Raw genomic sequence first — 25026 nt, 5'->3', positions numbered from 1 at the left:
AGATTTCTGCATTCATCAGCAAAGAGGCGAGATTTTGATCTGTCTTTTCGACTTCGTCAAGTGCTTTTGAAAACTTTTTTCAAGCACTCAACTGAGTCAAACACACCAGGCCTCTCGACCCCTACGCTTCCCAGCAACAAAACCAGTTGTGAGCAGCGAAGCCTGCTATTGTGGCACAGATTTTTAGCGGCGCGCAAGACTTTGTTGAAGATTGCGTTGTGCGCCTTCGGCGAGCGCAGCAGGCCAGGCGGAATGACCAATGCACGCTCGCTCCACAGACTATCGGCACCGCGCACGCACGCCTCCGTTGTGAGTACTGCAGGTCATGCGCTGAGCCTCGGCGCCTGCTCCTCAGCTGACCCGCAAACCAACCAGTGAACACTGGATCGAGCAATCACGCCAACACGTCATTGCTCTCGCCTCGGCGCACGTTCTCAATGAAAAAAGGCCCGGCTGCGTTGGCAGTCCGGGCCCATTCGATACCAACAGCCTTGGATCAGCCTTCCTCTTGGAAAGCTTCCTCGCGCTTGTTCTTGATGGACGGCAGCATCACAACCACGATCATTAGGGTCGCAGCGATCAGCAGGCCGGCGGACAGCGGGCGGGTGAAGAACGTGCTCCAGTCCCCTCGCGCCAGCAGCAGCGCCCGGCGAAGGTTCTCTTCCATCATGGGGCCCAGGATGAAGCCCAGGAGCAGCGGTGCGGGTTCGCAGCTCAGCTTGTAGAAGATGTAGCCCAGCAGCGCGAAGCCTGCCGTCATGAAGACGTCGAAGTTGTTGTTGTTCAGCGAGTACGTGCCGATGCAGCAGAACACAACGATCGCCGGGAACAAGAAGCGGTAGGGCACCGTCAGCAGCTTGATCCAGATGCCGATCAGCGGCAGATTCAACACGATCAGCATCAGGTTGCCGATCCACATCGACGCGATCAGCCCCCAGAACAGCTCGGGGTTGCCCGTCATGACCTGCGGCCCCGGCTGAATGCCCTTGATGGTCATCGCGCCCACCATCAACGCCATCACGGCATTGGGCGGGATGCCCAGCGTCAGCATCGGGATGAAGCTGGTCTGGGCGCCCGCGTTGTTGGCGCTCTCTGGACCGGCGACACCCTGGATCGCACCCTTGCCGAACGGCACGCGGGGGTTGCGGTTGATCTTCTTTTCCAGCGTGTACGCAGCGAACGCGGCAAGCAGCGCGCCGCCGCCCGGCAGCACGCCGAGCACGGAGCCGAGGGCGGTGCCACGCAGCACGGACGGCCAGGCGTCCTGGAAGTCTTCCTTGGTGGGCCACAGGCCCTTGACTTCCTTGGTGAACACCTCGCGCTGCTCCGCAGGCTGTCCCAGGTTCGCAATGATCTCGCCGAAGCCGAAAACGCCCATGGCAATGACGACGAAGCCGATGCCGTCCGTCAGTTCGGGAATGTCGAACGAGAAGCGCGCCGTGCCAGTGATGACGTCGGTGTTGATCTGCCCGAGCAGCAGACCCAGCACGATCATCGCGATGGCCTTCACCAACGAGCCCGAGGCCAGCACCACCGCGCCCACCAGGCCCAGCACCATGAGCGAGAAGTACTCGGCAGACCCGAACTGGAAGGCCAACTCGGTCAGGGGCGGCGCGAAGGCGGCAATGATGATGGTGCCCACGCAGCCAGCGAAGAAGCTGCCCAGGCCCGCAGCCGCCAGCGCGGAGCCCGCGCGGCCGCGACGCGCCATCTGGTAGCCGTCGATCGCCGTCACAACGGAGCTGGACTCACCCGGCACATTGATCAGGATGGCCGTGGTCGAGCCGCCGTACTGTGCACCGTAGTAGATGCCCGCCAGCATGATGAGCGCCGGCGTGGCGTCCAGCGCGTAGATGGACGGCAGCAGCATCGCGATGGTGGCAACCGGGCCCAGGCCGGGCAGCACACCGATCAGCGTGCCCAGCACGCACCCGAAGAAGGCGTACAGCAGGTTCTGCAGCGTCAGCGCCGTGCCGAAGCCGAGCGCGAGGTTGTTCAGCAAATCCATGTTGTGCGCCTCAGCCAGTGATGACGACGGGCCAGAGCGGAATGGTCAGCTTCAGGCCCACGATGAACAGGGCCCAGCTGCCCACGGTCAGCACGACACTGCTGAGCAGCACGTCGCGCAGTTGGAACTCACGCCCCGCCAACGACGCCAGCAAGATCGTGATCGGCAGCGTGATGGCCATGCCCAGTCGCGGCAAAGCGAGACCGAACACGACGATGGCCAGGATGATGACCAACAGCGGCCGCCAAGCGATGTCGCCAATGGGGTCACCGCCCTCGGACTCCAGCGTCAACGCCTTGAACAGCACCAGGCCGCCCATCAGGGCCAGCAGGATGCCGAGACCGAACGGGAAGTAGCCCGGCCCGGGGCGGGCCGATGTGCCAAAAGAGTATTCCGTCGCGCCCCAGGCAAAGGCAACGCCTATGCCGAGGAACATCAGCCCGGACCAGAAGTCGCGCTGGCTCTTGATCTTCATTGCTTGTTGTCTCCAACGCGCAGGGGCGCGCGTCCTGTTGTCGCGGAATTCTGTCAGCCGAGCTCAGGCACAGCGCTGTGGATTACACGTAATCAGCCCGCCGAGCCGCAGTGGCGCTCAGCCTTCCCACGCGGGTGTGCTGCGCAGCACTTCCTCGACGGTCGTCACCCCCTCGGCCACCTTCATCGCACCCGCCAGCCGCAGCGGGCGCAGGCCTTCCTGCACGGCCTGCCGGCGCAGCGCGCCGAGGTCGGCCAACGTGGACTTGACGCCCTCGGTCACCGTCAGCAGCTCATACAGCCCGGCACGCCCGCGGAACCCGGTGTTGCGGCATTCCAGGCACCCCACCGGCTTGTAGGGTTTCACGCCGCCACCGAGGCGCCAGTGTTTGACCAGCTCGTTCAGGCTCTCACGCGTGACGGTGGGATCAGGCTGCTTGCAGTGCGGGCACAGCGTGCGCACCAGGCGCTGCGCGAGCACGCCGATGATGGTGGCGCTGAGCAGGTAGCTCGGCACGCCCAGGTCCAGCAGGCGCGTGATGGCCGACACCGAGTCGTTGGTGTGCAGCGTGCTGAACACGAGGTGCCCCGTCAGCGCGGCCTGAATCGCCATCTCGGCCGTCTCCAGGTCGCGGATCTCGCCGACCATGATGATGTCCGGGTCCTGCCGCATCAGCGCGCGCAGCCCTTCCGCGAACCCGAAGTCCAGCACGTTCTGCACCTGCGTCTGGTTGAACGCCGGCTCGATCATCTCGATCGGGTCTTCGATGGTCGTGACATTGACCTCGTCGGTGGCCAGGCGCTTCAGCGTGGAGTACAGCGTCGTCGTCTTGCCAGAACCTGTCGGGCCGGTCACGAGGATGATGCCGTGCGGCTGCTTGACCAAGCCTTCCCAGCGGTCGGAGTCGTGCTGGCCGAAACCCAGCGAGGCCAGGTCCTTGACCGCCGTGTCGGGGTCGAAGATGCGCATGACCATCTTCTCGCCGAACGCGGTGGGCAGCGTGGACAGCCGCATTTCCACTTCGTCACCGGCCGGGTTGCGCGTCTTGATGCGGCCGTCCAGCGGGCGGCGCTTCTCGACGACATCCATGCGCCCCAGCAGCTTGATGCGCGAGGTCATGGCCGACATGACGGTGGGCGGCAACTGATAGACCGTGTGCAGCACCCCGTCGATGCGGAAGCGGATGACGCCCATGTCGCGGCGCGGCTCCAGGTGGATGTCGCTCGCGCGCTGGTCGAAGGCGTATTGCCACAACCAGTCCACCACCTGCACGACGCCCTGGTCGTTGGCGTCCAGCTGCTTGTTGCTCTTGCCCAGCTCGACGAGCTGCTCGAAGCTGGCCACCTGGCTCTGCTCGCCGGCCTTGGCGGCCTGCCGCACAGAGCGGGCCAGCGTGAAGAACTCGGTCGTGTAGCGCGCGATGTCCAGCGGGTTGGCGATGACCAGCTTGATGGGCTTGCGCACATGCGACTCGATCTGCGCCACCCAGCCGGTGTCGAAGGGCTCGGACGTCGCGATGGTCACGTCGTTGACGCCGAACTGGACCGGCAGGCAGCGCTTGGCCTCGGCATAGCCGATGGACATCACGTCGCCCACGCGGCCCACGTCGACCTTCAGCGGGTCGATGCGCAGATAGGGCATGCCCACGCGTGTGGCCAGCCACTCGGACAGCGCCTCCACGTCCAGCGGCTTGCCCGTCGCCAGGCGCACCAACCCGGCATGACCCAGGCGCACCAGCGGGTGCAGCGAACTGTCACCCGCCGCAAAACGCTGTTCGGTGCGCTGCGCCTGCGCCTCGTCGATGAGGCCGTCGCGCAGCAGCCATTTCAGCAGCTGGCGCCACTCCAGGCGGCCCTCCGGCTTGGCGGACGACAAAGCAGCAGCGGCAGGTTTCGTCTTGGAGGTCATCGGTTCGGTCGTCAAAGCGCTTGGATGATGCTCATGGGCAGCGGCCTCACCAGGCGCAGCCACTTGCGGGCCGGCAGCTTGAAGCGCGATTCGATGGTAGCCGCGCGCTGCTCCAGCACCTCGCGGTCGGGCACCGTCACGCCACGGGCGGCAACGACGACGGTATTGCCCTCCTTCGTCGGCGCCAGGCTCCAGACCTGATCAGACCCAAAGGCGCGCGCGATGCGCTGCGCGCTGCGCGCAAAGCTGGCGCTGCGGCCGAACAGGTTCACCGTCATCAGGCCGCCGTCGGCCAGCACGCTGCGGCAGCCGGCGTAGAAGTCCTCGCTGTCCAGCACGGGCGATGCGGCATCGTGGTCGTAGAGATCCACGTTGAGCACGTCCGCCGTCTGCAGGTGGGCGTCGTCGGCCACCCAGCGGCCGGCGTCCGCGTTGACGACGTTCAACCGTGCGTCGTTGACCGGCAGGCGAAACCACTGCCGACAGGCGGCGATGACCTCCGGGTTGATCTCGACGGCCGTCGTGCGCATCTTCAGCTGGCCGTGGCAGAAGCGCGTCAGCGCCGCTGCGCCCAGGCCCAGCTGCACAGCGTGGCCCTCGCCCAGCGAAGCCTCGTCGCGCCACAGCATCCAGGCGCACATGCGCTGGATGTACTCGAGTTCCAGCTGATCGGGCTTGCGGATGCGCATCGCGCCCTGCACCCAGATCGAGTCCAGATGCAGGAAACGCACGCCGTCAAACTCGCTCAGCGTGGCAGGGCCCCAGGTCGGTGTCTTGGTTGTCATTGGCGGCGCATCCTAGGCCAAGGCGGCGGCCCTGGTGGCCCTTGACCTCGCTACGACAGGTAAAGCTGGACGGCTGCCACCCAGGCGGCGACCTTGCTCGCCTGGCTCTGGCCGGCGTGGGCGGGGCTGGTGGACGGCAGACGCAGCACCGGCAGCGTCACCTCGCCCAGCGCCAGCAGCGTCTGCTTGTGCGCCAGCGCGCCGTTGCAGGCGATGGCGCGCAGCGACGGCAGCCGCGCCACCAACTCGCGCAGGTCGCTGGGCTCGGCGGCCTGGATGGCCGCGTCCAGGCTGCCCTCGCGGCGGCAGGCGGCCACGGCGTCCCACAGCGCGATGCGGTGTTCGCGCAGCGCCTGCAAGCGCTCGGCATACGGGCGCGCGGCCAGGCTCGCGTCGCCCGTCAACGCCGCCATGACCGGCCAGAACGCGTTGCGCGGATGGGCGTAGTACTGCGCCGCCTGCAGCGACGCCGCACCGGGAAAGCTGCCCAGCACCAACAGCCGCGCCCGCGCGTCAAACACCGGCGCCAGGCCGACGAGGCGCCGCTCAGGCTCGGGGTTTGCGGGATTGGCGACCGCCGCGGGCGGCTGAGAGGATAAGCAACGTTTCAACGGGAGCACTCGACATGATGAACACCGAAGCCGTGTGGCAGTTTCTCAGCACCCAGGGCGTCGACTTCGGCCTCAAGGTGCTGGCGGCGATTGCCGCCTGGGTCGTGGGGCGCTGGCTCATCTCGCTGGCGCTGCGGCTGTTCTCGGCCGCGCTGCTGCGCGGCAAGCACATCGACTCGACGCTGGTCACCTACCTGCGCTCCATTCTCAGCGTGCTGCTGAACATCGTGTTGATCCTGTCCATCCTGGACATCTTCGGCGTCAAGACGACGTCGTTTGCCGCACTGCTGGCCGGCGCGGGCCTGGCCATCGGCACCGCCTGGGGCGGGCTGCTGACGCACTTTGCGGCCGGCGTCTTCATGCAGGTGCTGCGGCCCTTCAAGGTCGGCGACTTTGTGCAGGCCGGCGGGGTGACCGGTACCGTCACCGAGATCGGCTTGTTCGGCACGACCATCACCAGCCCCGACAACGTGCACACCATCGTCGGCAACAACGCCGTCTTCAGCAGCTCCATCCAGAACTACTCCACGCTGCCGCACCGGCGTGTGGACTGCACGGCCAAAGTGGCCAACAGCGTCGACCCGCTGGACGCCATCGCCCGGCTGCGCCCGGCCATCGCCGCCATCCCCAACGTGATGGCCACGCCCGCGCCCGACATCGAGATCCTGCAGTTCACGCCCGAAGGTCCGCTGCTGTGCGTGCGCCCCTACTGCCACACCGACCACTACTGGCAGGTCTACTTCGACACGCACAAGGCGGTCGTCGCGACCTTCGGTGCGGCGGGCTATCCGGTGCCGGAGACGCCCATCACCCCCCGGAACCGCTGATGAGCGACCTCACCGCCTGCATCAGCGCGCTGTGGCGCTATCCGGTGAAGTCCTGCGCCGGTGAAGCCGTCGACACGCTGGCACTCGACGCCGAGGGCTGGCCCGTGGGCGACCGCGGCTGGGGCATCGTCAATGGCGACGGCGAGCTGACGTGGATGGGCGCCTTCCCGCGGCTGGCGTGGGTCCACGCATCGCTCGCCGATGGCGGTCTCACGCTGCGGGCCGACGCCCACACGCTGACGCTGCCCGTGGACGGCGGTGACGCCGTCACCGTCAATGCGTGGAACGATGGGATCAAGGGCTTCGACGCGATCCAGGCCTGGGATGCGGGCGATGCCGCCGCCGCGCTGCTGCGCGCCACCACCGGTGAGCCGCTGCGCCTTGTGCGGCTGAGCCACGACACACAGCGCCGGCCCCTGCTGAACGCGCTGCATCTCGTGAGTGATGCCTCGCTGCAAGCCTGGCGCGACGCCACGACCCAACCCCTGGCCTACGCGGCGCAACGCGCACGGCCCAACATCGTGCTGACCGCCGCCGCCGATGGCGACCTGCCGCCCTTCATCGAGGACCTGATGACCCAGGCCCGCATCGGCGCGCTGACGCTGGACCGCACGAGCGTCTGCGTGCGCTGCGTGATGCCCACCGTGGACCCGGCCACCGCCGAGCCTCAGCCACCGGCGATGGACGCGCTGGTGCGGCTCAGTGCCGAACGCGCGCCGGGCGCGCCGGTGCAGTTCGGCATCTATGCGCGGGGCCGCGGCGCCGGCACGCTGCGCGTGGGCGACCGCGTGGCGCTGAGCCTCGATTTCAGCGCCGGCTGAGCCCGGCCAGCCGGGGCAAGGCCTGGGCGGCGTTGGCGCTCGTCACGGCGGCGGTCTGTTCCGGCGTCCAGCCGCGCGCTGCGGCCAGGCTGACGGCGATGCGCGGGAGTTCGCCCGGCTCGTTGCGCCCCTGCCCGGGACTCGCCTCGCGCTCGGCGGCCGTCCGGTAGAGCCACTGCGGCGGGATGTCCGGCGCGTCAGTCTCCATGACCAGGGCCGCCTCGGGCACCGTCGCCGCGAGGCGGCGGATCTGCAGCGAACGCTCGAAAGTCAGCGTGCCGCCAAAGCCCAGCTTGAATCCGAGGTCGATGAAGGCCTGCGCCTGCTGCTCGCTGCCGTTGAACGCATGGGCGATGCCGCCATGTGTGAAACCCACGCGGCGCAGGCCGGACAGCAACTGGTCCGCACTGCGGCGCACATGCAGCAGCACTGGCAGGCCGGCACGCTTGGCGAGCTTGAGCTGCTCGACGTAGAAATGCTGCTGGGTGGCGGCGTCGAGGCCGGCGACGAAATAGTCCAGGCCGATCTCGCCGACGGCGACCAGCCGCGGGTCGTCCCGGTGCTGCGTCAGCGCCTCGGCCACGCGGTCCAGGTCGCCGGGGCCGGCGTTCATCACGTAAAGCGGATGGATGCCCAGCGCGTAGCTGAAGTCGTGCTGATGCGCTAGCTCGCGCACGCGCGCCAGATTGTTGGCCACGACGGCGGGGATGACGATCTGCGAGACGCCCGCAGCCCGGGCGCGCCCGACGACAGCGTCACGGTCAGCGTCGAACTCGGCCGCGTCGAGGTGGCAGTGGGTGTCGATCCACATGGCTAGAACTCGCAGGTGCGCCGTTCCGCCAGCCAGCGCCCGCCTGCGTCCAAGCAGCGATCCTGTTGCACCCAGCACCACGCCGGGTACGCCGCCGCGACCGCTGCCAGCAGCAGGCTGAGCAGAACGAGGCGGCGTCTCACTGGCCTATCGGAAGACAACCGTCCGGTTGCCGTTCAGCAGCACGCGGTGCTCCGCATGCCACTGGATGGCCCGCGCCAGCGCCACGCATTCCATGTCACGGCCGATGCCCACAAGCTGCTCGGGCGGCATGCTGTGGTCGATGCGCGCCACTTCCTGCTCGATGATGGGGCCCTCGTCAAGATCGCTGGTCACATAGTGCGCCGTGGCGCCAATGAGCTTCACGCCCCGCTCGTAGGCCTGGTGATAAGGCTTGGCGCCCTTGAAGCTGGGCAGAAAGCTATGGTGGATGTTGATCGCGCGGCCCGACAGGTCGCGGCACAGCTCGGGCGACAGGATCTGCATGTAGCGCGCCAGCACGACGAGGTCGATCTTGTTCTCGGCGATGACCTCGCGGATCTTGGCTTCCTGCGCGGCCTTCTGCGCGTCCGTGCCGCCCAGCAGCGGGAAGTGGTGGAACGGAATGTTGTGCGACGCCGCGAGCTGATAGAAGTCGCGGTGGTTGGACACGATGGCCGGGATCTCGATCGGCAAATGCCCCGTCTGCACGCGGAACAGCAGGTCGTTCAGGCAATGGCCCAGCTTGGACACCAGCAGCAGCACGCGGGTCTTGCGGGCGCGGGCGACGAGTTCCCAGTCCATGCCGAACTCGCCGGCCAGCGGCGCGAACGCGGCCTGCAGCGCGGCCTCATCGGCGCTGGCCTCGAACTCGATGCGCATGAAGAAGCGCTGGTGGTCCGCATCGCCGTGCTGGTGCGACGTGATGATGTTGCCGCCCTGCTGCAGCAGCACGCCGGTGACGGCGTGCACGATGCCGGCGCGGTCGGGGCAGGAAAGCTTGAGAACGAAGCGAGGAGCGGTCATGACTGGAATTGGCCCTTGACCAGGTGCAGCTGCCGGTCGCAGCGTGCCGCCAGGTCGCGGTCGTGGGTGACGAGGACAAACGCCGTGCCCAACTCGCGGGCACGTTCGAGCATCAGCGCGAACACGGCGTCGGCGGTGTCGCGGTCGAGGTTGCCGGTGGGCTCGTCGGCCAGCACACAGGCCGGGCGCGTGACGAGCGCGCGGGCGATGGCCACGCGCTGGCGCTCGCCGCCGGAGAGCTCCGCCGGGCGGTGCTGCACGCGGTCCTGCAGGCCCACGCGGGCCAGCATCTCGGCGGCCACCTCGCGCGCCTGCGCCGGGGTCTGGCGGCGGATGCGCAGCGGCATGGCCACGTTGTCCAGCGCCGAGAACTCGGGCAGCAGGTGGTGGAACTGGTAGACGAAGCCCAGGTGCTGGTTGCGCCAGCGGCCGCGCTCGGCTTCATCCATGGACGCGAAGGACTGCCCCTTCAGCGTGACGCTGCCGGTGGTGGGCTGGTCCAGCCCGCCCAGCAGGTGCAGCAGCGTGGACTTGCCCGAGCCCGAGGCGCCGATGATGGCCACGGTCTCGCCACGGCGCACCGTCAGGTCCACGCCGCGCAGCACGGTCACGTCCAGCTCGCCTTCCTTGAAGCGGCGGGTCAGGCCGGTGGCCTGGATCACGGCATCACTCATAGCGCAGCGCCTCCGCCGGCTGCACGCGGCTGGCGCGCCAGCTCGGGTAGAGCGTGGCGAGGAAGGCCAGGCTCAGCGAGCCGATGGCGATGGGGACGATGTCGCCGCTCTGCGGGTCACTGGGCATCTGGCTGATCAGGTAGATGCTGCCCGGCAGGAAGCTGACGTTCAGCAGTTGCTCGATGGCGGGCACGATGACGTCGATGTTGAAGGCGAGCAGCAGCCCCAGCACCACGCCGGCCAGCGTGCCGATGATCCCGGACGCCGCGCCCTGCACGATGAAGATGCCCATCACCGAGCGCGGGCTGGCGCCCAGCGTGCGCAGGATGGCGATGTCGCTCTGCTTGTCGGTCACCGTCATCACCAGCGTGGACACGAGGTTGAAGGCCGCGACGGCGACGATGAGCGTCAGCACGATGCTCATCATGCGTTTCTCGATCTGCACGGCGTCGAACCAGGTCGCGTTGGAGCGGGTCCAGTCGCGCACGAGGATGTCCGGGCCCATCTGGCCGGCCAGCTCGGCGGCCACGCGGCGGGCGTCGTGCACGTCGCGCAGCTTCAGCTGCACGCCGGTCGGGCCTTCGGTGCGGAACAGCTTGGCCGCGTCGTCCACATGCACCAGCGCCAGGCCCGCGTCGTACTCGTAGTGGCCGGAGTGGAAGACACCCACGATGTTGAAGCTCTTCAGCCGCGGCACAACGCCGGCCGGCGTGACCTGGCCGCCGGGAGCGACGACGGTGATCTTGTCGCCCTCGCCCACGTTCAGCTGGCGGGCCAGCTCGGCACCCAGCACGATGTTCCAGGCACCGGGAGCAAGCTTGGCGTAGGTGTCCTTGAGCTGCGCGCCCAGGCCGGTGACGGTGGCCTCCTCGGCCGGCGCGATGCCGCGGATGACGGTGCCGCGCATGTCCTCGCCGCGGGCGATCAGGCTCTGGTTGGCGATGAAGGGGGCCGCGCCGATCACGGCCGGGTTCTGGCGCGCCTGGGCCGCGGTGGCCTGCCAGTCGGGCAGCGCCTGGCCGGAGTAGTTCAGCAGTTCGACGTGCGCGATGACGTTGAGCATGCGGTCGCGCACTTCCTTCTGGAAGCCATTCATGACCGAGAGCACGACGATCAACGCCATCACGCCGAGCGCGATGCCCACCATCGAAGCGCCGGAGATGAAGCTGATGAAGGCGTTGCGCCGGCCACCGCGGCCGGCGCGCACGTAGCGCCAGCCGACCTGGAGTTCAAACGGCGAGGGCATGGGGCGGGGCGATGGCAGCAGGCATGGGGCCGGGATGGTAACTGGCCCACTCCGCAGAGAATGCCCGTCACCCCGGTTCCCGGGCTTCAGGAGTTGCGATGAAGCGCTTGCCCTTGCTGTCGGCAGTCGGCCTGCTGGCCACCTGTCTGGCCGGGACCGCGGGGGCCGTGCCCGATCTGGTCATCGTCGTGCGCCACGCCGAAAAGGCGGCCGAGGGCGGCAGCGACCCGGCGCTGTCACCCGCCGGCGAGCAGCGGGCACACGCCTTGGCCCAGGCCGTAGCGGGCCTGCGCGTCAACGCCATCGTGACGACGCAATACCAGCGCACACGGGCCACGGCCGCGCCGCTGGCACAAGCGCTGGGCCTGCAGCCGCAAGTCATCGAGACCCGCCGTGGCGACATGCCGGGCCATGTGCAGGCCGTCGCGGACGCCGTGCGCGCCCTGACCGGCACGGTGCTGGTGGTGGGCCACAGCAACACAGTGACCCCGCTGCTGGCCGCACTGGGCGGGCCGGCGCTGCGCGAGTTGTGCGAGACCAGCTTCCATCACGCCTTCGTGCTGCAGCCGGCGGCCGCGCCATTGCGCTGGGCGCAACTGAGCTACGGCGCGCCGAGCGCCGCCCCGCCCGAGGCCGGCTGCCTGTAGCGCGCCGGAGCGAGCGCCCCGGCGCCTGTCAGTGCAGCAGCTGCTCCACCTCGGCCGCCGGGTCGCCCGCAGCAGCCACCTTGGCGGCGAGCATGTCCAGGTCCAGGTGCAGGTGCTCGACGAGGTCGGGCACGGCCACCTCCAACGCATGCACCGGCTCGTCCTGCACCTCGGCGGCGTCCGCCAACACCTCAGCAACGTGCAACACGCCGGCAATCAGTGAGAACGGGCGGATCTCCAGCGGCGTGCTGGCGTCCTTGAACGCCTCCACCATGCGATCCGGGAAGTGCCAGCGCGAGGCCAGCGACGCCGTCACATCGGCATGCGTGCAGCCGAAGCGATGCTCCTCCAGCGAGAAACGGCTGCCCGGCTCGGTGGCGTGATCCTCCACGTCCTGCACCTGATCAGGCGCGTCGGCCGCCATTAACAACTGGCCCGTGCGCAGCATCAGCCCAGCCAGGTAGGCGGTGTCGCTGATGCTGCCGTCCGTGCCCAGCATGCGCGCCAGGATGCGCGAGTAGTTGGCGGTGGCCACGCTGTGGCGCCAGAACTTGGTGCGGTCCAGCCCTTGCACCTTGGGAAAGGCGCCGCTCAGGCAGGCGGCCATGCTCAGGTTGCGCAAGGTCTCCATGCCCAGCGCGTGGGCGGCGTCCATGACACTGCTCACCTGGCGTGACGGGCTGTAGTGCGCCGAGTTGGCCAGCCGCAGCACCTTGGCAGCCAGGGCCGGGTCCTTCTCGATCAGCGAGGCGATCTGCGCCAGACCGACGTTGTCGTCGTCAAAACTCTTGAGCAGCCGGGAGGCCACCTCGGGCATGGTGGGCAGGGCGTTGGCTTTGGCGAAGAAATGCTCGACGGCGGCGGTCATCGCAGGCTCCTGGGTCGGAAAAAGGTGCGACCCAGTCTAGGACTGCGGGCCGACCGGCGCGACGGCAATAGGTCACGCTGACCCGAAAAGCTGCAGCACGTGCAAACCCTAGTCCGGCAACGCGATGCGGCGGCACGCTGCCAGCCGCGCCGGCCAGTTGGACTACAGCACCAGCAGCGCGCGGAAGTCGTTCACGTTGGTGAAGCTCGGGCCCACGTCCAGCAGGTCGCCGAGCGGCGCGAAGAAGCCGGCGCTGTCGTGGGCGTCAAGCAGTGCCTGCGGGTTCAGCCCCAGCGCGCGGGCGCGGGCCAGGCTGCTGGGCGTGAGCAGCGCGCCGGCATGCGGGCCCACGCCGTCGATGCCATCGGTGTCGGCCGCCAGCGCCCACACACGCGGCTCGCCCTGCAGCGCCAGCGCACAGCCCAGCAGGAACTCGGTGGCACGGCCGCCGCGACCGGCGGGCCGTGCGGGGTCGACGGTGACCGTGGTCTCGCCGCCGGACAGGATCACGCACGGCGCCGCGAACGGCTGGCCACGCCGCGCGACGGCCCGCGCCAGCGCGGCATGCACGCCGCCGACGACGCGGGACTCGCCCTCGATGTCGTCGCTGAGGATGTGGGCCGCCAGGCCGTGCTCGCGCGCCAGCGCGGCAGCCGCCTCCAGGCTCAGTTGCGGTGTGGCCAGCATTGTCAGCGCGTGGCCGTCTAGGCGCGGGTCGCCGGGCTTGGGGGTCTCGAACGCGCCCTGCTCCAGCCCCAGGCGCGCGGCCTCGGGCAGGTGGATGCGGTAACGGCGGCAGATGGCCAGCGCGTCGGCGCAGGTGCTGGCGTCGGCCACGGTGGGGCCGGAGGCGATGACGGCCGGGTCGTCCCCCGGCACATCGCTGATGGCCAGCGTCAGCACGCGGGCCGGCGCGCAGGCCGCCGCAAGCCGGCCGCCCTTGATAGCGGACAGGTGCTTGCGCACGCAGTTCATCTCGGCAATGCCCGCGCCGCTCAGCAGCAGCGCGCGGTTGACGGCCTGCTTGTCGGCCAGCGTCAGCCCGGCTGCGGGCTGGCTGAGCAGCGCCGAGCCGCCACCGGAGATCAGGCAGATGACGAGGTCGTCTGCCGTCAGCTCCTGCGTCAGCGCCAGCAGCCGGGCCGTGGCGGCCTGGCCGGCGGCATCGGGCACGGGGTGTGCCGCCTCGACAAGCTCCACGCGGCGCGGCCGCCAGCCCGGCGGCACATGGCCGTAGCGCGTGATCACCAGGCCGGACAGCGGCGCCTCGGCGGGCCAGGCGGCCTCCAGCGCCTGCAGCATCGCGCCGCCGGCCTTGCCGGCGCCCAGCACCACGGTCCGCCCCGGCGGGGGCGGCGGCAGTTGGGCCGCCAGCGTGCGTGCCGGCAGCGCACGGGCCACGGCGGCGTCGTAGAGCTGGCGCAGCAGCGCGCGCGGGTCGGTCGTCATGGCTTGGCCCAGCGGCCCATCAGCGCACGCTCCTCGTCGGTCATGCCGGTGGCGTTGTTCAGCGGCATGAGGCGCTGCACCTGCACCTGCTGATAGATGGCCGCCCGGTGGGCGAGCAGCGCCTCGGCCGAGTCCAGCCGCACACCCTTCTGCGCGGCCTCACCGGCATGGCAGGCTACGCAGCGCTGGCCTGCAATGGCCTGCACCTGGGCCAGCGTGACCGGCGCGGACGCGGCGCCACTGGCGTTGGCGGGCTGCGCCGCAGGCGCCATCCACACCACCAGGCCGGCCAGCAACGCCAGCGCCAGCACCACGGCGCCCCAGCTGTTGACGCCCTTGTGGCGTTTCACGAAGAACAGGCGTATGGCCACGCCCGCAGCCATCAGCACGCACAGCACCACCCAGTTGTGCGGGTGCTGGTGCAGCATGCCGTAGTGGTTGCTGAGCATCGCGATCAGCACCGGCAGGCCGAACCAAGTGTTGTGCACGCTGCGCTGCTTGCCGCGCTGGCCATGGATGGGGTCGGGCGTCTGGCCGGCGCGCATCTGCGCGATGACCTTCTTCTGGCCCGGGATGATCCAGTGCGCCACGTTGGCCGTCATCATTGTGGCGATGGTGGCGCCCACGATGAGAAAGGCCGCCCGGCCGGCAAACAGCTGGCAGGCCAGCCAGCTGGCGAACACGATGAAGGCGGCCACCACGGCCAGCACGCGGCCATCGTTGCCGATCTGGCCGTCGCGCGTGCGGCCCAGGGTCACGCAGGCGATGTCGTACACCGCCGTGCCGACAACGAGGAAGCCCAGCGCCGCGCACACTGCCTGCCAGGGCGCTCCCCAGGCGTACACACGCGGGTCGATCAGCATCTGGCTGGCGTTGAACAGGTAGAGCACGACGAACAGCGCGAAGCCGCTCATCCACGTCCAGTAGCTCTCCCAGTAAAACCAGTGCAGGTCCTTGGGCAGGTTGGCCGGCGCCACCATGTACTTCTGCGGGTTGTAGAAGCCGCCGCCGTGCACGGCCCAGAGTTCGCCATCCACACCCTTGGACTTGAGGTCGTCGGCGGTCGGCTTGACGAGGTGGTTGTCCAGCCAGACGAAGTAGAACGAGGCGCCAATCCAGGCGATGACGGTGATGACGTGCAGCCAGCGCAGCAGCAGGTTGGCCCAGTCGAGCAGGTAGGTTTCCAAGTCGCGTCTCTCCATGGCCCCACCACGGCGGGTGCTGTGGGGCCCCAGGGTCGCGTCCGCAGGCGCTCGAAGCACCCGACACCGCTGCGACAGCGCGCGAGTGTATGCAGGCGCACGTCGCGGCTGCGCGACGCGGGGGCCTGCAGGCAGGAAGACGGCACCGCCGTCGCCCTGCCCTGGCGGGTCAGCGGTTCAGTCGGAAGAAGGCCACCGCCTGCACCAGCTGCTGAGCCTGTGTGCGCAGGCTCTCGGCAGCGGCGGCGCTTTCCTCCACCAGCGCTGCGTTCTGCTGGGTGGTCTGGTCCATCTCGCCCACGGCCTTGCCGATGTCATTGACCTGATGAGCCTGGTGCGAGCCGGCCTGGCTGATCTCGGTGACGATGCGGTCGACGCGCTGGATGGCCTCAACGACCTCCTGCATCGTGGCGCCCGCCCGGTCCACCTGGGACGAGCCCTGCTGGATCTGCTCGACGCTGGCGGTGATCAGCTGCTTGATCTCACGGGCCGCCGTTGCGCTGCGCTGCGCCAGGCTGCGCACCTCGCCGGCCACGACGGCAAAGCCGCGGCCCTGCTCGCCGGCACGGGCCGCCTCCACCGCCGCGTTCAGCGCGAGGATGTTGGTCTGGAACGCAATGCCGTCGATGACGCCAATGATCTCGGCGATGCGCGACGAACTCTGAGAGATGCCGCGCATGGTGGACACCACGCCGCTCACCACCTCACCCCCCTGCGCCGCAATGCCAGATGCTGCGTTGGCCACGCCGCTGGCATCGCGCGCGTTGTCGGCGCTGCCCAGCGCCTGCTGGCGCAGCTGCTCCATGGAGCCGGCCGTGCGCTGCAGTGCAGCCGCCTGCAACTCGGTGCGCTGGGACAGGTCGATGTTGCCGGACGCGATCTCCTGGCTGGCGGTGGCCACGCTATCGGCGCCGCGGCGCACCTGATCCACCACGCCGATCAGCCGCTCCTGCATGTCGGCCAGGTTGGCCATCAGGCTGCGGGTGTCGCCCGGGCGCACCGGCACGGCATGGGTCAGATCGCCCGAGGCAATCTGCTGCAGCAACTCGGCCGCCTCGCGCGGCTCGCCGCCCAGGTCACGCGACAGACTGCGTGCAATCAACACGGCCAGCAGCAGCCCTGTGCCCACAGCCAACGCCAGCAGCACGAACGCGATGAGTCTCACCCGCTGGTAGACCTGATCGGACGCATGGCCGGCCGCCTCACCGGCCGTGAACGCCGCCGCGGCCATCTTGTCCAGCGCGCCGATGGCATCGTCGAACCCGGACTTGCCGGCCCCTTCGCTGATCTCCTTGCCGTCCTCCTGCTTGCCGGACTTGTCCAGGCTGATCACCTTGGCCGTGGTCGCCAGGTACTCCTTGAGCAGCTTGTCGAAGCCTGCGCGCAGTTCCTGGTGCTCACCGGGCAAGACCAGCGCCTGGTGAGCCTGCAGTGCCGCCTCGGCGGCCGCGCCGGCCGCCTTGAGCTTCTCCTCGTACTCGTCCATGTAGCCGGCGTCGGCCGCCGTCGTGTGCTTCACGACGAACTCCCGGTGCTCCAGCAACGCGGCGCGCGCACTGGCCAGATGCCCTGCCGTGGGCAGCCAGCGCGAGGCCAGCGCACTCGAGGCGTCTCGCACCTGGCCCAGCGCCAGCACGGCGCCAAGCCCGATGACCAGGGTGAGCAGGATCAGCCAGCCGAAGGCCAGCGCCAACTTTTGAACGGTGGCCAACCTGGACAACCGCTCACGGAGGCCACGCGCCCCCCAGCGCTGAGCCGACATCAGTTCTTCTTGTAGCCGACGTAGGTCACGCCGATCACAGCGCCCTTGTCATCCTTGATGGGGTTGTAGCAAGCGTTGAAGGGCGTGCCGAGCACGTCGACATCGCCGCAGAAGCTCTGGCCCTTGACGACCGCCTCGTAGGCCTTGGCGCGGGCCAGGTTGGTGCCCACGCCGCGCTTGCCCTCGGGCGTCAGCACGTTGGTGGAGATGCGCACGAACTCATCGCCGCTCTTGACGAACACGGTGGCCGTGGCGCCCGACTTCTTCTTGATGTCGTCGACGATGTCGTAGTTGTTGTTGAGCTTGCGCGGGCCGAAGAACAGGCCCGGCGCCTGCTTGTCACCCGCCTTCTCGGTGCCTTCCACCTTGGCCGCCCCCAGCTTGGCAAGGCGCGCGTCCAATTCCGCAATGGTGGCCTTGGGGTCGTTGGCCATGGCAGCCAGCGGCATCAATGCGGCGCAGAGACCGACGGCCAGGAAGGAACGAGTGCTAACTTTTTTCATGCTGATTGCCTCACCAAAGAAACTGGACACCGGGTGATCGATTCGCGCGGAACAGCGCGAACTCACGATACTGATTCTTGTTGATCCAGATCAAGTGCGACCGGGGCAGCCTGTGCATTGCAAGCACTACGTCACGAACTGCAAACGTTCGCAGCCGCGTTCGTCAGCCGGCACGTTCGTGCGCAGGCAAACAGCCCCCCTAGTTCAGCGACCGCTCAACCCGGCAGGGCCAGCACCTGCGCCAGCACCGCCACCGCGATGACGGCCGGCTGCTTGCCCGCCACGCCCGGCACGCCGATGGGGCAGACCACCTGTGCGAGCTCCGCTTCCGTGAAGCCGCGTGCCGCCAGGCGCTGTCGGAAGCTCGCCCACTTCGTCTTGCTGCCGATGAGGCCGATGAAGGGCAGGTCGCCGCGCTCGCGCTGACGCTTCAGGCAGGCGGCGACGAGGTTGAAGTCCTCGGCATGGCTGTAGCTCATCAACAGCACGGCGGACCCGGGGGCCACATCGGCCACCGCGTCGGCAATCGGGTCGACGGCCTCCTGGCGCCAGTGCGCCGGGGGCGGCTCGGCGGGGAAGGCGCCCTCGCGACTGTCCACCCAGTGCAGCGCCAGCGGCAGGTCGCGCGCGATGCGGGTGATGGCATGGCCCACATGGCCGGCGCCGAACAGCGCCAGCGGCCGCAGCGGCCCGGCAGGCAGGCGGGCCTGCAGGTCTTCGCCGGCCGCGACACGCTCGAAGCGCAGCCACACGACGCCGCCACAGCACTGCCCCAGGCCCGGGCCCAGCGGGTAACGCACCTCATCGTCCAGCGCGCCGCCGGCCAACGCGGCGCGGGCACGGGCGATGGCGTCGAACTCCAGATGCCCGCCGCCCACGGTGCCGGTGAAGCCATCCCGCGTGACCGCCATCCACGCGCCCACTTCGCGCGGCACGCTGCCCGATGTGCGGGCCACCGTGACGAGGATCAGCGCATCAGCTGCCACGGTAGGTCGAGTAGCTCCACGGCGACGCGAGCAGCGGCACGTGGTAGTGCGAGGTCTCGTCGGCGATGCCGAAGTCCAGTGGCACCTCGTCCAGGAAGGCCGGCTCGGGCAGCATGTCGCCGCGGGCGCGGAAATAGGCCGCGAGCTCGAACACCAGCCGGTAGCGGCCGGCCGTGAGGGCCGCGCCCTCCAGCACCGGGCCGTCGGCGCGGCCGTCCCCGTTGAGGTGCAGGCTGCGCAGCCATTTGGGGCCATCCGCCTCCAAGCGGTACAGCCGCACGGCCATGCCCGCCGCCGGGCAGCCGTTGGCGGTGTCCAGCACATGTGTTGTCAGTTTGCCCATTGGCGCTCCGTTGTCTTTTGCCTGAGGTGGCTTGATGCAAAGTGTAGGGATGAGCACTGCCCGTTATCCCCGCGACCTCGTCGGCTACGGCGAGAACCCACCGCACGCGCAATGGCCGGGCCAGGCCCGCGTGGCCGTGCAGTTCGTGCTGAACTACGAAGAGGGCGGCGAGAACTCCGTGCTGCATGGCGACGCCGGCAGCGAGCAGTTCCTGTCGGAGATGTTCAACCCGGCCAGCTACCCGGCGCGGCACCTGAGCATGGAAGGCATCTACGAGTACGGCTCGCGCGTCGGCGTGTGGCGGCTGCTGAAGGAGTTCGAGAAGCGCGCCCTGCCGCTGACCGTGTTCGGCGTGGGCATGGCCCTGGAGCGCCACCTGGACGTGACGCAGGCCTTCATCGAGCTGGACCACGAGATCGCCTCGCACGGCTGGCGCTGGATCCACTACCAGGGCATGGACGAGGACACCGAGCGCGCCCACATGGCGCAAGCGATGGCGTCGCTGAAGCGCCTGACGCTGGGCCGAGACCCGCACGGCCTGGGCTGGTACACCGGCCGCGACAGCCCCAACACGCGCCGCCTCGTCGCCGACTTCGGCGGCTTTGCCTACGACAGCGACTACTACGGCGACGACCTGCCCTTCTGGCTGCAGGTACGAAAGACCAATGGCGACCTGGCGCCGCACCTCGTCGTGCCCTACACGCTGGACTGCAACGACATGCGCTTCGCGCTGCCGCAGGGCTTCAGCCACGGCGAGCCCTTCTTCGAATACCTGAAGGACAGCTTCGACGTGCTCTACGCGGAAGGCGCCGAGAGCCCGAAGATGATGAGCATCGGCATGCACTGCCGGCTGCTGGGCCGCCCGGGCCGCATGCGCGCGCTGCAGCGTTTCCTCGACCACATCGAGGCACATGACCGCGTGTGGGTCTGCCGCCGGCTGGACATCGCGCGGCATTGGCAGGCCACGCACCCCTTCGACCCCAAGACCGCTTTCCTGTGGGAATGATGACCCTCGACGACCTCAACACCGCCAGCGCCACCGACTTCGTCACGCTGCTGGACGGCACCTATGAACACTCGCCATGGATCGCCGAGCGCGCCGCGGCGGCCCGGCCGTTTGCCTCACTGGCGGCGCTGAAGGTCGCGCTAGCCCGCGTCGTGCGCGAGGCCAGCATCGACGAACAACTGGGCCTGATCCGCGCCCACCCCGAGCTGGCCGGCAAGGCCGCCGTGGCGGGCGAGCTGACGGCGGAGTCGACCAACGAGCAGCAAAAGGCCGGCCTGACCGCCTGCACGCCCGAGGAGTTCGCCAAGCTGCAGCAGCTCAACGCGGACTACAACGCCCGCTTCGGCTTCCCTTTCATCCTGGCCGTGCGCGGGCCGCGCGGCACCGGCTTCACGCGCGCTGAGATCATTGCGACCTTCGAACGCCGGCTGCGCGCCCACCCGGACGTGGAGCGGGCCGAATGCCTGCGGCAGATCCACCGCATCGCCGAGATCCGCCTCAACGACAAGTTCGGCGTGACGCCCGAGCGCGGCCAGCAGCTGTGGGACTGGGCCGCCGCGCTGGCCACGCACAGCGACACCGACGACTTCCTGACGTGCACCTACGCGACGCCCGCCCACACGGCTGTGGCTGAACAGTTGATGACGTGGATGCGCGACTGCGGCTTCGACGAGGTCCGCCGTGATGCGGTGGGCAACGTGGTCGGCATCTACCAGGGCACCGGAGACCAGCGCCTGCTGACCGGCAGCCATTACGACACCGTGCGGCGCGCCGGCCGCTTTGACGGGCGGCTGGGCATCTTCGTGCCCATGCTCGCCGTGCGCGAGCTGTACCGTGCCGGCCAGCGCCTGCCGTTCGGGCTGGAAGTGGTGGGCTTCTCGGAGGAGGAGTGCCAGCGCTTCCCGGCCGACTTCCTGTCGGCCAGCAGCCTGGTCGGCCACTTCGACCCCGCCTGGCTGGACACCATCGACGCCGCGGGCACCACGCTGCGTGAGGCGATGCAGGCGGCCGGCCTGCCGGGCACGGTGGACGCGATCGCGGCATGCAAGCGCGACGCGTCGCGCTACCTGGGCTTTGTCGAGGTGCACATCGAGCAGGGCCCGGTGCTGGACAGCCTGGACCTGCCGCTGGGCATCGTCACCAGCATCAACGGCAGCCGGCGCTATACCGGCGAGATCGTCGGCCTGGCCAGCCACGCCGGCACCACGCCCATGGGCCAGCGCCGTGACGCCGCGGCCGGCGTGGCCGAGCTCATCCTGTTCGTCGAGCAGCGCGCGGCTGCCGTGCCCGATGTCGTCGGCACGGTGGGCATGCTGGAGGTGCCCTCCGGCTCCACCAACGTCATCCCCGGCCGCTGCCGCTTCAGCCTGGACCTGCGCGCGACGACCGACGAAGCCCGCGACGCGCTGGACGCCGACGTGCGCGCCAAGCTGACCGAGATCTGCCAGCGCCGCGGCCTGAGCTACGCGCTGCAGCCCACACTGGCCGCCAACGCGGCGCCCAGCGACCCGGCCTGGCAGTCGCGCTGGGAAGCCGCCGTCGCAGCCTTGGGCCTGCCCATCCACCGCCTGCCCTCCGGCGCCGGCCACGACGCGATGAAGCTGCACGAGCTGCTGCCGCAGGCCATGCTGTTCGTGCGCGGCGGCAATGGCGGCATCAGCCACAACCCGCTGGAATCGGTGACGGTGGATGATGCGGAGCTGGCGGTCGAGACCTTCAGGTCGCTGCTCCTTCAGATTCCGCATGCCCACTGAAACCATGAATCTCTCGCAGCGCTTCGTCGTCGCAGGCCTGGCTGCCGCTGCCCTCCTGCCAGCAGCCGCACAAACCTCACCTGACCAGATCCAGCACGAAGCCAAGCTGATGCTGCACTACTTCGGACGCGGCTATGCCAGCGGGCAGCTTTGGAGCGTGCCACCAACACCCCCATCAAAAGACGGCAAGCCCAGGGCTGTGAAACTGGCGTCCGGCGAGCTGTCCGTGATCGGCAGCTCCCAGAACCAGACGCTGACTGCCAGCAGGCTCAAGTTGACGCGCGGCGATCTCAACGAGCTGGGGCTGACGCTGGGCGCCACTCCCGTTAATGCCCTGACACGCCAGTTCGGCAAGCCCGATACGCAGGATGCCCATCGCCTCGTCTATCGCGGGGTCTCGGAGATCTGCGAAGACCACTTCACTTTCATTGTCGACAAAGGCCTGCTCCAAGCCATCGAGTGGGACTGGTGTCATGACTGAATCCGCCAATATGCAAACGCCCGCCGCCTGGATCAACGAACACTTCGACGACGAAGTGCAGTTCCTCCAGCAACTCGTCCGCATCCCCACCGACACCCCGCCCGGCAACAACGCGCCGCACGCCGAGCGCACGGCCGAGCTGCTGACCGCGCTCGGCTTCGAGGTTGAGCAGCATGTCGTGCCGACCGCCGAGGTCGAAACGGCCGGCATGCAGTCCATCACCAACCTCATCGTGCGGCACCGTTTCTCTGACGACGGCCCGACGATTGCGCTCAACGCCCACGGCGACGTGGTGCCGCCCGGCGAAGGCTGGACGCATGACCCTTATGGCGCTGAGATCGTAGACGGCAAGCTCTACGGCCGCGCGTCGGCCGTCAGCAAGAGCGACTTCGCGACCTACACGTTCGCACTGCTGGCGCTGAAGCACTCCGGCCTGCCGCTCAAGGGCGCCGTCGAGCTGCACTTCACCTACGACGAGGAGTTCGGCGGCGAGCTGGGCCCGGGCTGGTTGCTGCAGCAAGGCCTGACGAAGCCTGATTACCTGATCGCCGCCGGCTTCAGCTACCAGGTGGTCACGGCCCACAACGGCTGCCTGCAAATGGAGGTCACGCTGCACGGCCTGGCCTCGCATGCGGCCTACCCGCACACCGGCGTGGACGCGCTGCAGGCCGCGACCCAGCTGCTGACCGCGCTGTACGCGCACAACGACGTGCTGAAGACGCGGGTGTCTGCCGTGGCCGGCATCACGCACCCCTACCTGAACGTCGGCCGCATCGAGGGCGGCAGCAACACCAACGTCGTGCCCGGCAAGGTCACGCTGAAGCTGGACCGCCGCATGATCCCCGAGGAGAAGCCAGCCGAGGTGGAAGCCGAGGTGCGCGCACTGATCGAGCGCACGGTCGCGCAATCGCCCGGCATCAAGCTCGACATCAAGCGCCTGCTGCTGGCCCACCCGATGACGCCGCTGCCCGGCGCTGCGCCGCTGGTAGCTGCGCTGCAGCGCCACGGCGAGGCCGTGTTCGGCGAGCCCATCCCGACCTCGGGCACGCCGCTGTACACCGACGTGCGCCTCTACACCGCCCACGGCATACCGGCTGCCATCTACGGCGCCGGGCCGCGCACCGTGCTAGAGAGCAACGCCAAGCGCGCCGACGAGCACCTGGACCTCGTTGACCTGCAGCGCGCCACGCAGGTGGTGGCGCGCGCGCTGGCCGAACTGCTGGCCGCCCCGGCCGCCGCGTGATCTGCGTCACGCAGGACGCAAACCTATCAATTTAAGCGTTTAAGGTTCACTTTTATCGTTTACCGTGCGGGTCGCCCAGCCTGGATGACCTGCACGATGAACACCGTGGACGCTGCTCCCTCCCCCGCCCTGCCGGCCGGCCCCGCGCTGGAGCGCCTGCTGGCGCGGCTGGCGGTGGCGCCCGATTTCGTGGCCGCCGCCGACGCCCAGCGCCGCCTGCAGGGCACGCTGGCCAGCGACAAGGCCCACCTGCGCCAGGTGGCCGCGCTGGTGCAGGACGATGTAGCGCTGACCGGCAAGTTCCTGCGACTGATCAACGCCGTGTACTTCCGCCCGGCCGGCGGCGGCGAGATCACGTCCCTGCAGCGGGCCGTGGCCGTGATGGGCTTTGACGCCGCGCAGCGCGTCTGCCTGAGCCTGAAGCTGCTGGACCAGCTGCCCGACAGCCCCGCCGCACTGCTGCTGCGCGAGGACTTCCTGCGTGCGCTGCTGGCCTCGCGGCTGGCGCGCGAGCTCAGCGGCCCCGGGCCGGTCGCCGACGAGCTGGGCACCTGCGCGATGTTCCGCAACCTGGGCCGCATGCTGGTGGCCTCGCACTGCCCCGACGACGCGCTGGCCATCCGCCGCAGCGTGCCGCGCGTGGCGCCGGGCCTGGCGCAACGGGAGTACGCCGAATCGCGCCGCCGGCTGGGCGCGTCGTACGCGTCGCTGGGCCAGCATGTGGCGCGCCACTGGGGCTGGCCGCCGGCGCTGGTGGAGGCGGCCGGGCTGGAAGAACCGCCCGGTGGCGCCGACGCCGGCCCGAACCGGCTCTGGGTCAGCTGGACGGCCAACGATCTGGCCGACCTGCTGCTCTACCAGGACCCCGACGGATGGGACGCCCAGCTCGGCGCCCTCACCACGCCACGGCTGTCGGCCAGCCCGTTCAGCCCGGCCCAGGCCCGGGCAGCCCTGGCCGCCACGCGCCGCGACCTGGAGCGCATCGCCGAGTCCGTGGGCCTGCCGCTGGCCCAGCTGCGCGCCTGGCAGCAGGCTGACGTCACCGCCGCCGCACCTGTCGATGAGCCCAGCCTGCAGGCGGTGCAACGGCTGTCGGTGGAGGCGGCGCAGATGTCGGAGCTGCTGCTGCAGCCGGATGCCGCGCAACGCCTGCCCCGCCAGGCGCTGGGCAGCCTGTTCGAGGCACTGGGGCCGCAGCGGGCCGTGCTGCTGCTTCGCCGCGACGACGGGTTGCTGCACGTGGCCCATGTGCTGGGCACGCCGCTCGCCGGTGGCGGCCGGGGCTGGACGGTGGACGCCGTCAACGGCACGGATTTGTTCGCACGCACCTGCCAGCAGGGGGCCGACCTGCTCATCAGCGATGCACGCCGCTCGCAGGTCAGCGCCCACCTGCCGCCCGGCTTCGGCTGCGCGGGCCAGCCGCAGAGCCTGCTGCTGCTGCCCATGCGGCTGCAGGGCCGCACGCTGGGCCTGATCTACCTGGACCGCGCGACGGCGCCGCCGCTGGCCGTCAACGACGAGCTGATGCGGCTGCTGCGCCTGGTGCGCAACCAGACGTTGGCCGCGCTGCGCTGACGCGGCTGCGCCGGCCCGGTGCGGCCGGGGGCCAAA

At 69.2% G+C, this 25026-nt stretch carries 25 protein-coding genes; 9 read left to right on the top strand and 16 right to left on the bottom strand.

Annotated elements, in window-relative coordinates:
* Positions 1-378, top strand: a 378-nt coding sequence (locus tag NYO99_RS19590) for a hypothetical protein (protein WP_268168980.1), incomplete at its 5' end; no start/stop codon positions are given.
* A gap of 118 nt (positions 379-496) precedes the next feature.
* Here the strand turns inward: NYO99_RS19590 and NYO99_RS19585 are convergent.
* The 5 genes from NYO99_RS19585 to NYO99_RS19565 all read right to left on the bottom strand — a co-directional run bounded on the left by NYO99_RS19585 (position 497) and on the right by NYO99_RS19565 (position 5787).
* Positions 497-2008, bottom strand: coding sequence for a tripartite tricarboxylate transporter permease (locus tag NYO99_RS19585; protein ID WP_268168979.1), 1512 nt, complete (start codon positions 2006-2008; stop codon positions 497-499).
* Positions 2009-2018: 10 nt separating this feature from the next.
* Positions 2019-2483 (bottom strand): tripartite tricarboxylate transporter TctB family protein, encoded by a 465-nt coding sequence (locus NYO99_RS19580; protein ID WP_268168978.1) that lies wholly within the window; start codon positions 2481-2483, stop codon positions 2019-2021.
* Positions 2484-2600: 117 nt separating this feature from the next.
* The gene (gene tfpB, locus NYO99_RS19575; protein WP_268168977.1) at positions 2601-4391 is read right to left on the bottom strand and encodes a type IV pilus assembly ATPase TfpB; all 1791 of its coding nucleotides are present in this window, start codon (positions 4389-4391) and stop codon (positions 2601-2603) included.
* 11 nt (positions 4392-4402) lie between these two features.
* A complete protein-coding gene (locus NYO99_RS19570; protein WP_268168976.1) occupies positions 4403-5176 on the bottom strand; it encodes a spermine/spermidine synthase domain-containing protein in 774 nt (257 codons plus the stop codon).
* Positions 5177-5226: 50 nt separating this feature from the next.
* The gene (locus tag NYO99_RS19565) at positions 5227-5787 is read right to left on the bottom strand and encodes a DNA-deoxyinosine glycosylase (protein ID WP_268168975.1); all 561 of its coding nucleotides are present in this window, start codon (positions 5785-5787) and stop codon (positions 5227-5229) included.
* 17 nt (positions 5788-5804) lie between these two features.
* On the opposite strand from NYO99_RS19565, the gene NYO99_RS19560 reads away from it, so the two are divergent.
* Together NYO99_RS19560 and NYO99_RS19555 are read left to right on the top strand one after the other, a co-directional pair.
* Positions 5805-6614, top strand: coding sequence for a mechanosensitive ion channel family protein (locus NYO99_RS19560; RefSeq protein ID WP_268168974.1), 810 nt, complete (start codon positions 5805-5807; stop codon positions 6612-6614).
* A complete protein-coding gene (locus NYO99_RS19555) occupies positions 6614-7435 on the top strand; it encodes an MOSC domain-containing protein (RefSeq protein WP_268168973.1) in 822 nt (273 codons plus the stop codon). The genes NYO99_RS19560 and NYO99_RS19555 overlap by 1 nt, the downstream gene beginning before the upstream one ends.
* Here NYO99_RS19555 and NYO99_RS19550 read toward each other — a convergent pair.
* The 4 genes from NYO99_RS19550 to NYO99_RS19535 form a co-directional block, all read right to left on the bottom strand.
* Positions 7422-8246 (bottom strand): TatD family hydrolase, encoded by an 825-nt coding sequence (locus NYO99_RS19550; protein ID WP_268168972.1) that lies wholly within the window; start codon positions 8244-8246, stop codon positions 7422-7424. The two genes, NYO99_RS19555 and NYO99_RS19550, sit on opposite strands and share 14 nt — an antisense overlap.
* A gap of 147 nt (positions 8247-8393) precedes the next feature.
* Positions 8394-9251, bottom strand: coding sequence for a formyltetrahydrofolate deformylase (gene purU, locus NYO99_RS19545; RefSeq protein ID WP_268168971.1), 858 nt, complete (start codon positions 9249-9251; stop codon positions 8394-8396).
* Positions 9248-9925 carry a lipoprotein-releasing ABC transporter ATP-binding protein LolD gene (lolD, locus tag NYO99_RS19540; RefSeq protein WP_268168970.1) on the bottom strand — a complete coding sequence of 226 codons (678 nt, stop codon included), beginning with the start codon at positions 9923-9925 and terminating at the stop codon, positions 9248-9250. Before lolD ends, purU begins: the two co-directional genes overlap by 4 nt.
* On the bottom strand, positions 9918-11171 hold the full coding sequence (locus NYO99_RS19535) for a lipoprotein-releasing ABC transporter permease subunit (protein WP_268168969.1): 1254 nt from the start codon (positions 11169-11171) through the stop codon (positions 9918-9920). Before NYO99_RS19535 ends, lolD begins: the two co-directional genes overlap by 8 nt.
* A gap of 98 nt (positions 11172-11269) precedes the next feature.
* On the opposite strand from NYO99_RS19535, the gene NYO99_RS19530 reads away from it, so the two are divergent.
* Complete coding sequence (locus tag NYO99_RS19530) at positions 11270-11818, top strand: histidine phosphatase family protein (RefSeq protein WP_268168968.1); 549 nt, start codon at positions 11270-11272, stop codon at positions 11816-11818.
* Positions 11819-11846: 28 nt separating this feature from the next.
* On the opposite strand, the gene NYO99_RS19525 is transcribed toward NYO99_RS19530, so the two are convergent.
* The 7 genes from NYO99_RS19525 to uraH all read right to left on the bottom strand — a co-directional run bounded on the left by NYO99_RS19525 (position 11847) and on the right by uraH (position 18931).
* A complete protein-coding gene (locus NYO99_RS19525; RefSeq protein WP_268168967.1) occupies positions 11847-12686 on the bottom strand; it encodes an HDOD domain-containing protein in 840 nt (279 codons plus the stop codon).
* A gap of 162 nt (positions 12687-12848) precedes the next feature.
* Positions 12849-14135, bottom strand: coding sequence for a glycerate kinase type-2 family protein (locus NYO99_RS19520; protein WP_268168966.1), 1287 nt, complete (start codon positions 14133-14135; stop codon positions 12849-12851).
* Positions 14132-15322: a urate hydroxylase PuuD gene (locus NYO99_RS19515; RefSeq protein ID WP_268168965.1), complete on the bottom strand. Its 1191-nt coding sequence runs from the start codon at positions 15320-15322 to the stop codon at positions 14132-14134. The genes NYO99_RS19520 and NYO99_RS19515 overlap by 4 nt, the downstream gene beginning before the upstream one ends.
* A gap of 184 nt (positions 15323-15506) precedes the next feature.
* Positions 15507-17048, bottom strand: coding sequence for a methyl-accepting chemotaxis protein (locus NYO99_RS19510; protein ID WP_268168964.1), 1542 nt, complete (start codon positions 17046-17048; stop codon positions 15507-15509).
* A gap of 50 nt (positions 17049-17098) precedes the next feature.
* Positions 17099-17602: a Cache 3/Cache 2 fusion domain-containing protein gene (locus NYO99_RS19505; protein ID WP_268168963.1), complete on the bottom strand. Its 504-nt coding sequence runs from the start codon at positions 17600-17602 to the stop codon at positions 17099-17101.
* A gap of 215 nt (positions 17603-17817) precedes the next feature.
* Complete coding sequence (gene xdhC / locus NYO99_RS19500) at positions 17818-18588, bottom strand: xanthine dehydrogenase accessory protein XdhC (RefSeq protein WP_268168962.1); 771 nt, start codon at positions 18586-18588, stop codon at positions 17818-17820.
* Positions 18578-18931, bottom strand: coding sequence for a hydroxyisourate hydrolase (gene uraH / locus NYO99_RS19495; RefSeq protein WP_268168961.1), 354 nt, complete (start codon positions 18929-18931; stop codon positions 18578-18580). Before uraH ends, xdhC begins: the two co-directional genes overlap by 11 nt.
* Positions 18932-18980: 49 nt before the next feature.
* Here uraH and puuE point away from each other — a divergent pair, with 49 nt between their 5' ends.
* The 5 genes from puuE to NYO99_RS19470 all read left to right on the top strand — a co-directional run bounded on the left by puuE (position 18981) and on the right by NYO99_RS19470 (position 24990).
* Complete coding sequence (gene puuE, locus NYO99_RS19490; RefSeq protein WP_268168960.1) at positions 18981-19937, top strand: allantoinase PuuE; 957 nt, start codon at positions 18981-18983, stop codon at positions 19935-19937.
* Complete coding sequence (gene uraD, locus NYO99_RS19485) at positions 19934-21691, top strand: 2-oxo-4-hydroxy-4-carboxy-5-ureidoimidazoline decarboxylase (RefSeq protein ID WP_268168959.1); 1758 nt, start codon at positions 19934-19936, stop codon at positions 21689-21691. The genes puuE and uraD overlap by 4 nt, the downstream gene beginning before the upstream one ends.
* Entirely contained in the window at positions 21681-22172 is a 492-nt protein-coding gene (locus tag NYO99_RS19480; RefSeq protein ID WP_268168958.1) for a hypothetical protein, read from the top strand. The genes uraD and NYO99_RS19480 overlap by 11 nt, the downstream gene beginning before the upstream one ends.
* Entirely contained in the window at positions 22165-23415 is a 1251-nt protein-coding gene (locus NYO99_RS19475) for a M20/M25/M40 family metallo-hydrolase (RefSeq protein WP_268168957.1), read from the top strand. The genes NYO99_RS19480 and NYO99_RS19475 overlap by 8 nt, the downstream gene beginning before the upstream one ends.
* A 105-nt stretch (positions 23416-23520) precedes the next feature.
* Positions 23521-24990 (top strand): HDOD domain-containing protein, encoded by a 1470-nt coding sequence (locus NYO99_RS19470; RefSeq protein ID WP_268168956.1) that lies wholly within the window; start codon positions 23521-23523, stop codon positions 24988-24990.
* Positions 24991-25026 lie beyond the last annotated feature (36 nt).

Source organism: Roseateles hydrophilus, assembly GCF_026712245.1.
Classification (GTDB): Bacteria; Pseudomonadota; Gammaproteobacteria; order Burkholderiales; family Burkholderiaceae_C; genus Pelomonas; species Pelomonas hydrophilus.
This window is presented reverse-complemented; position numbering and strand designations above follow the sequence as displayed.

Coding starts and splice junctions, on each gene's coding strand:
- NYO99_RS19585 (WP_268168979.1), bottom strand. CDS start 2,008: ATGGATTTGCTGAACAACCTCGCGCTCGGCTTCGGCACGGCGCTGACG.
- NYO99_RS19580 (WP_268168978.1), bottom strand. CDS start 2,483: ATGAAGATCAAGAGCCAGCGCGACTTCTGGTCCGGGCTGATGTTCCTC.
- tfpB (WP_268168977.1), bottom strand. CDS start 4,391: ATGACCTCCAAGACGAAACCTGCCGCTGCTGCTTTGTCGTCCGCCAAG.
- NYO99_RS19570 (WP_268168976.1), bottom strand. CDS start 5,176: ATGACAACCAAGACACCGACCTGGGGCCCTGCCACGCTGAGCGAGTTT.
- NYO99_RS19560 (WP_268168974.1), top strand. CDS start 5,805: ATGAACACCGAAGCCGTGTGGCAGTTTCTCAGCACCCAGGGCGTCGAC.
- NYO99_RS19555 (WP_268168973.1), top strand. CDS start 6,614: ATGAGCGACCTCACCGCCTGCATCAGCGCGCTGTGGCGCTATCCGGTG.
- NYO99_RS19550 (WP_268168972.1), bottom strand. CDS start 8,246: ATGTGGATCGACACCCACTGCCACCTCGACGCGGCCGAGTTCGACGCT.
- purU (WP_268168971.1), bottom strand. CDS start 9,251: ATGACCGCTCCTCGCTTCGTTCTCAAGCTTTCCTGCCCCGACCGCGCC.
- lolD (WP_268168970.1), bottom strand. CDS start 9,925: ATGAGTGATGCCGTGATCCAGGCCACCGGCCTGACCCGCCGCTTCAAG.
- NYO99_RS19535 (WP_268168969.1), bottom strand. CDS start 11,171: ATGCCCTCGCCGTTTGAACTCCAGGTCGGCTGGCGCTACGTGCGCGCC.
- NYO99_RS19530 (WP_268168968.1), top strand. CDS start 11,270: ATGAAGCGCTTGCCCTTGCTGTCGGCAGTCGGCCTGCTGGCCACCTGT.
- NYO99_RS19525 (WP_268168967.1), bottom strand. CDS start 12,686: ATGACCGCCGCCGTCGAGCATTTCTTCGCCAAAGCCAACGCCCTGCCC.
- NYO99_RS19520 (WP_268168966.1), bottom strand. CDS start 14,135: ATGACGACCGACCCGCGCGCGCTGCTGCGCCAGCTCTACGACGCCGCC.
- NYO99_RS19505 (WP_268168963.1), bottom strand. CDS start 17,602: ATGAAAAAAGTTAGCACTCGTTCCTTCCTGGCCGTCGGTCTCTGCGCC.
- uraH (WP_268168961.1), bottom strand. CDS start 18,931: ATGGGCAAACTGACAACACATGTGCTGGACACCGCCAACGGCTGCCCG.
- puuE (WP_268168960.1), top strand. CDS start 18,981: ATGAGCACTGCCCGTTATCCCCGCGACCTCGTCGGCTACGGCGAGAAC.
- uraD (WP_268168959.1), top strand. CDS start 19,934: ATGATGACCCTCGACGACCTCAACACCGCCAGCGCCACCGACTTCGTC.
- NYO99_RS19480 (WP_268168958.1), top strand. CDS start 21,681: ATGCCCACTGAAACCATGAATCTCTCGCAGCGCTTCGTCGTCGCAGGC.
- NYO99_RS19475 (WP_268168957.1), top strand. CDS start 22,165: ATGACTGAATCCGCCAATATGCAAACGCCCGCCGCCTGGATCAACGAA.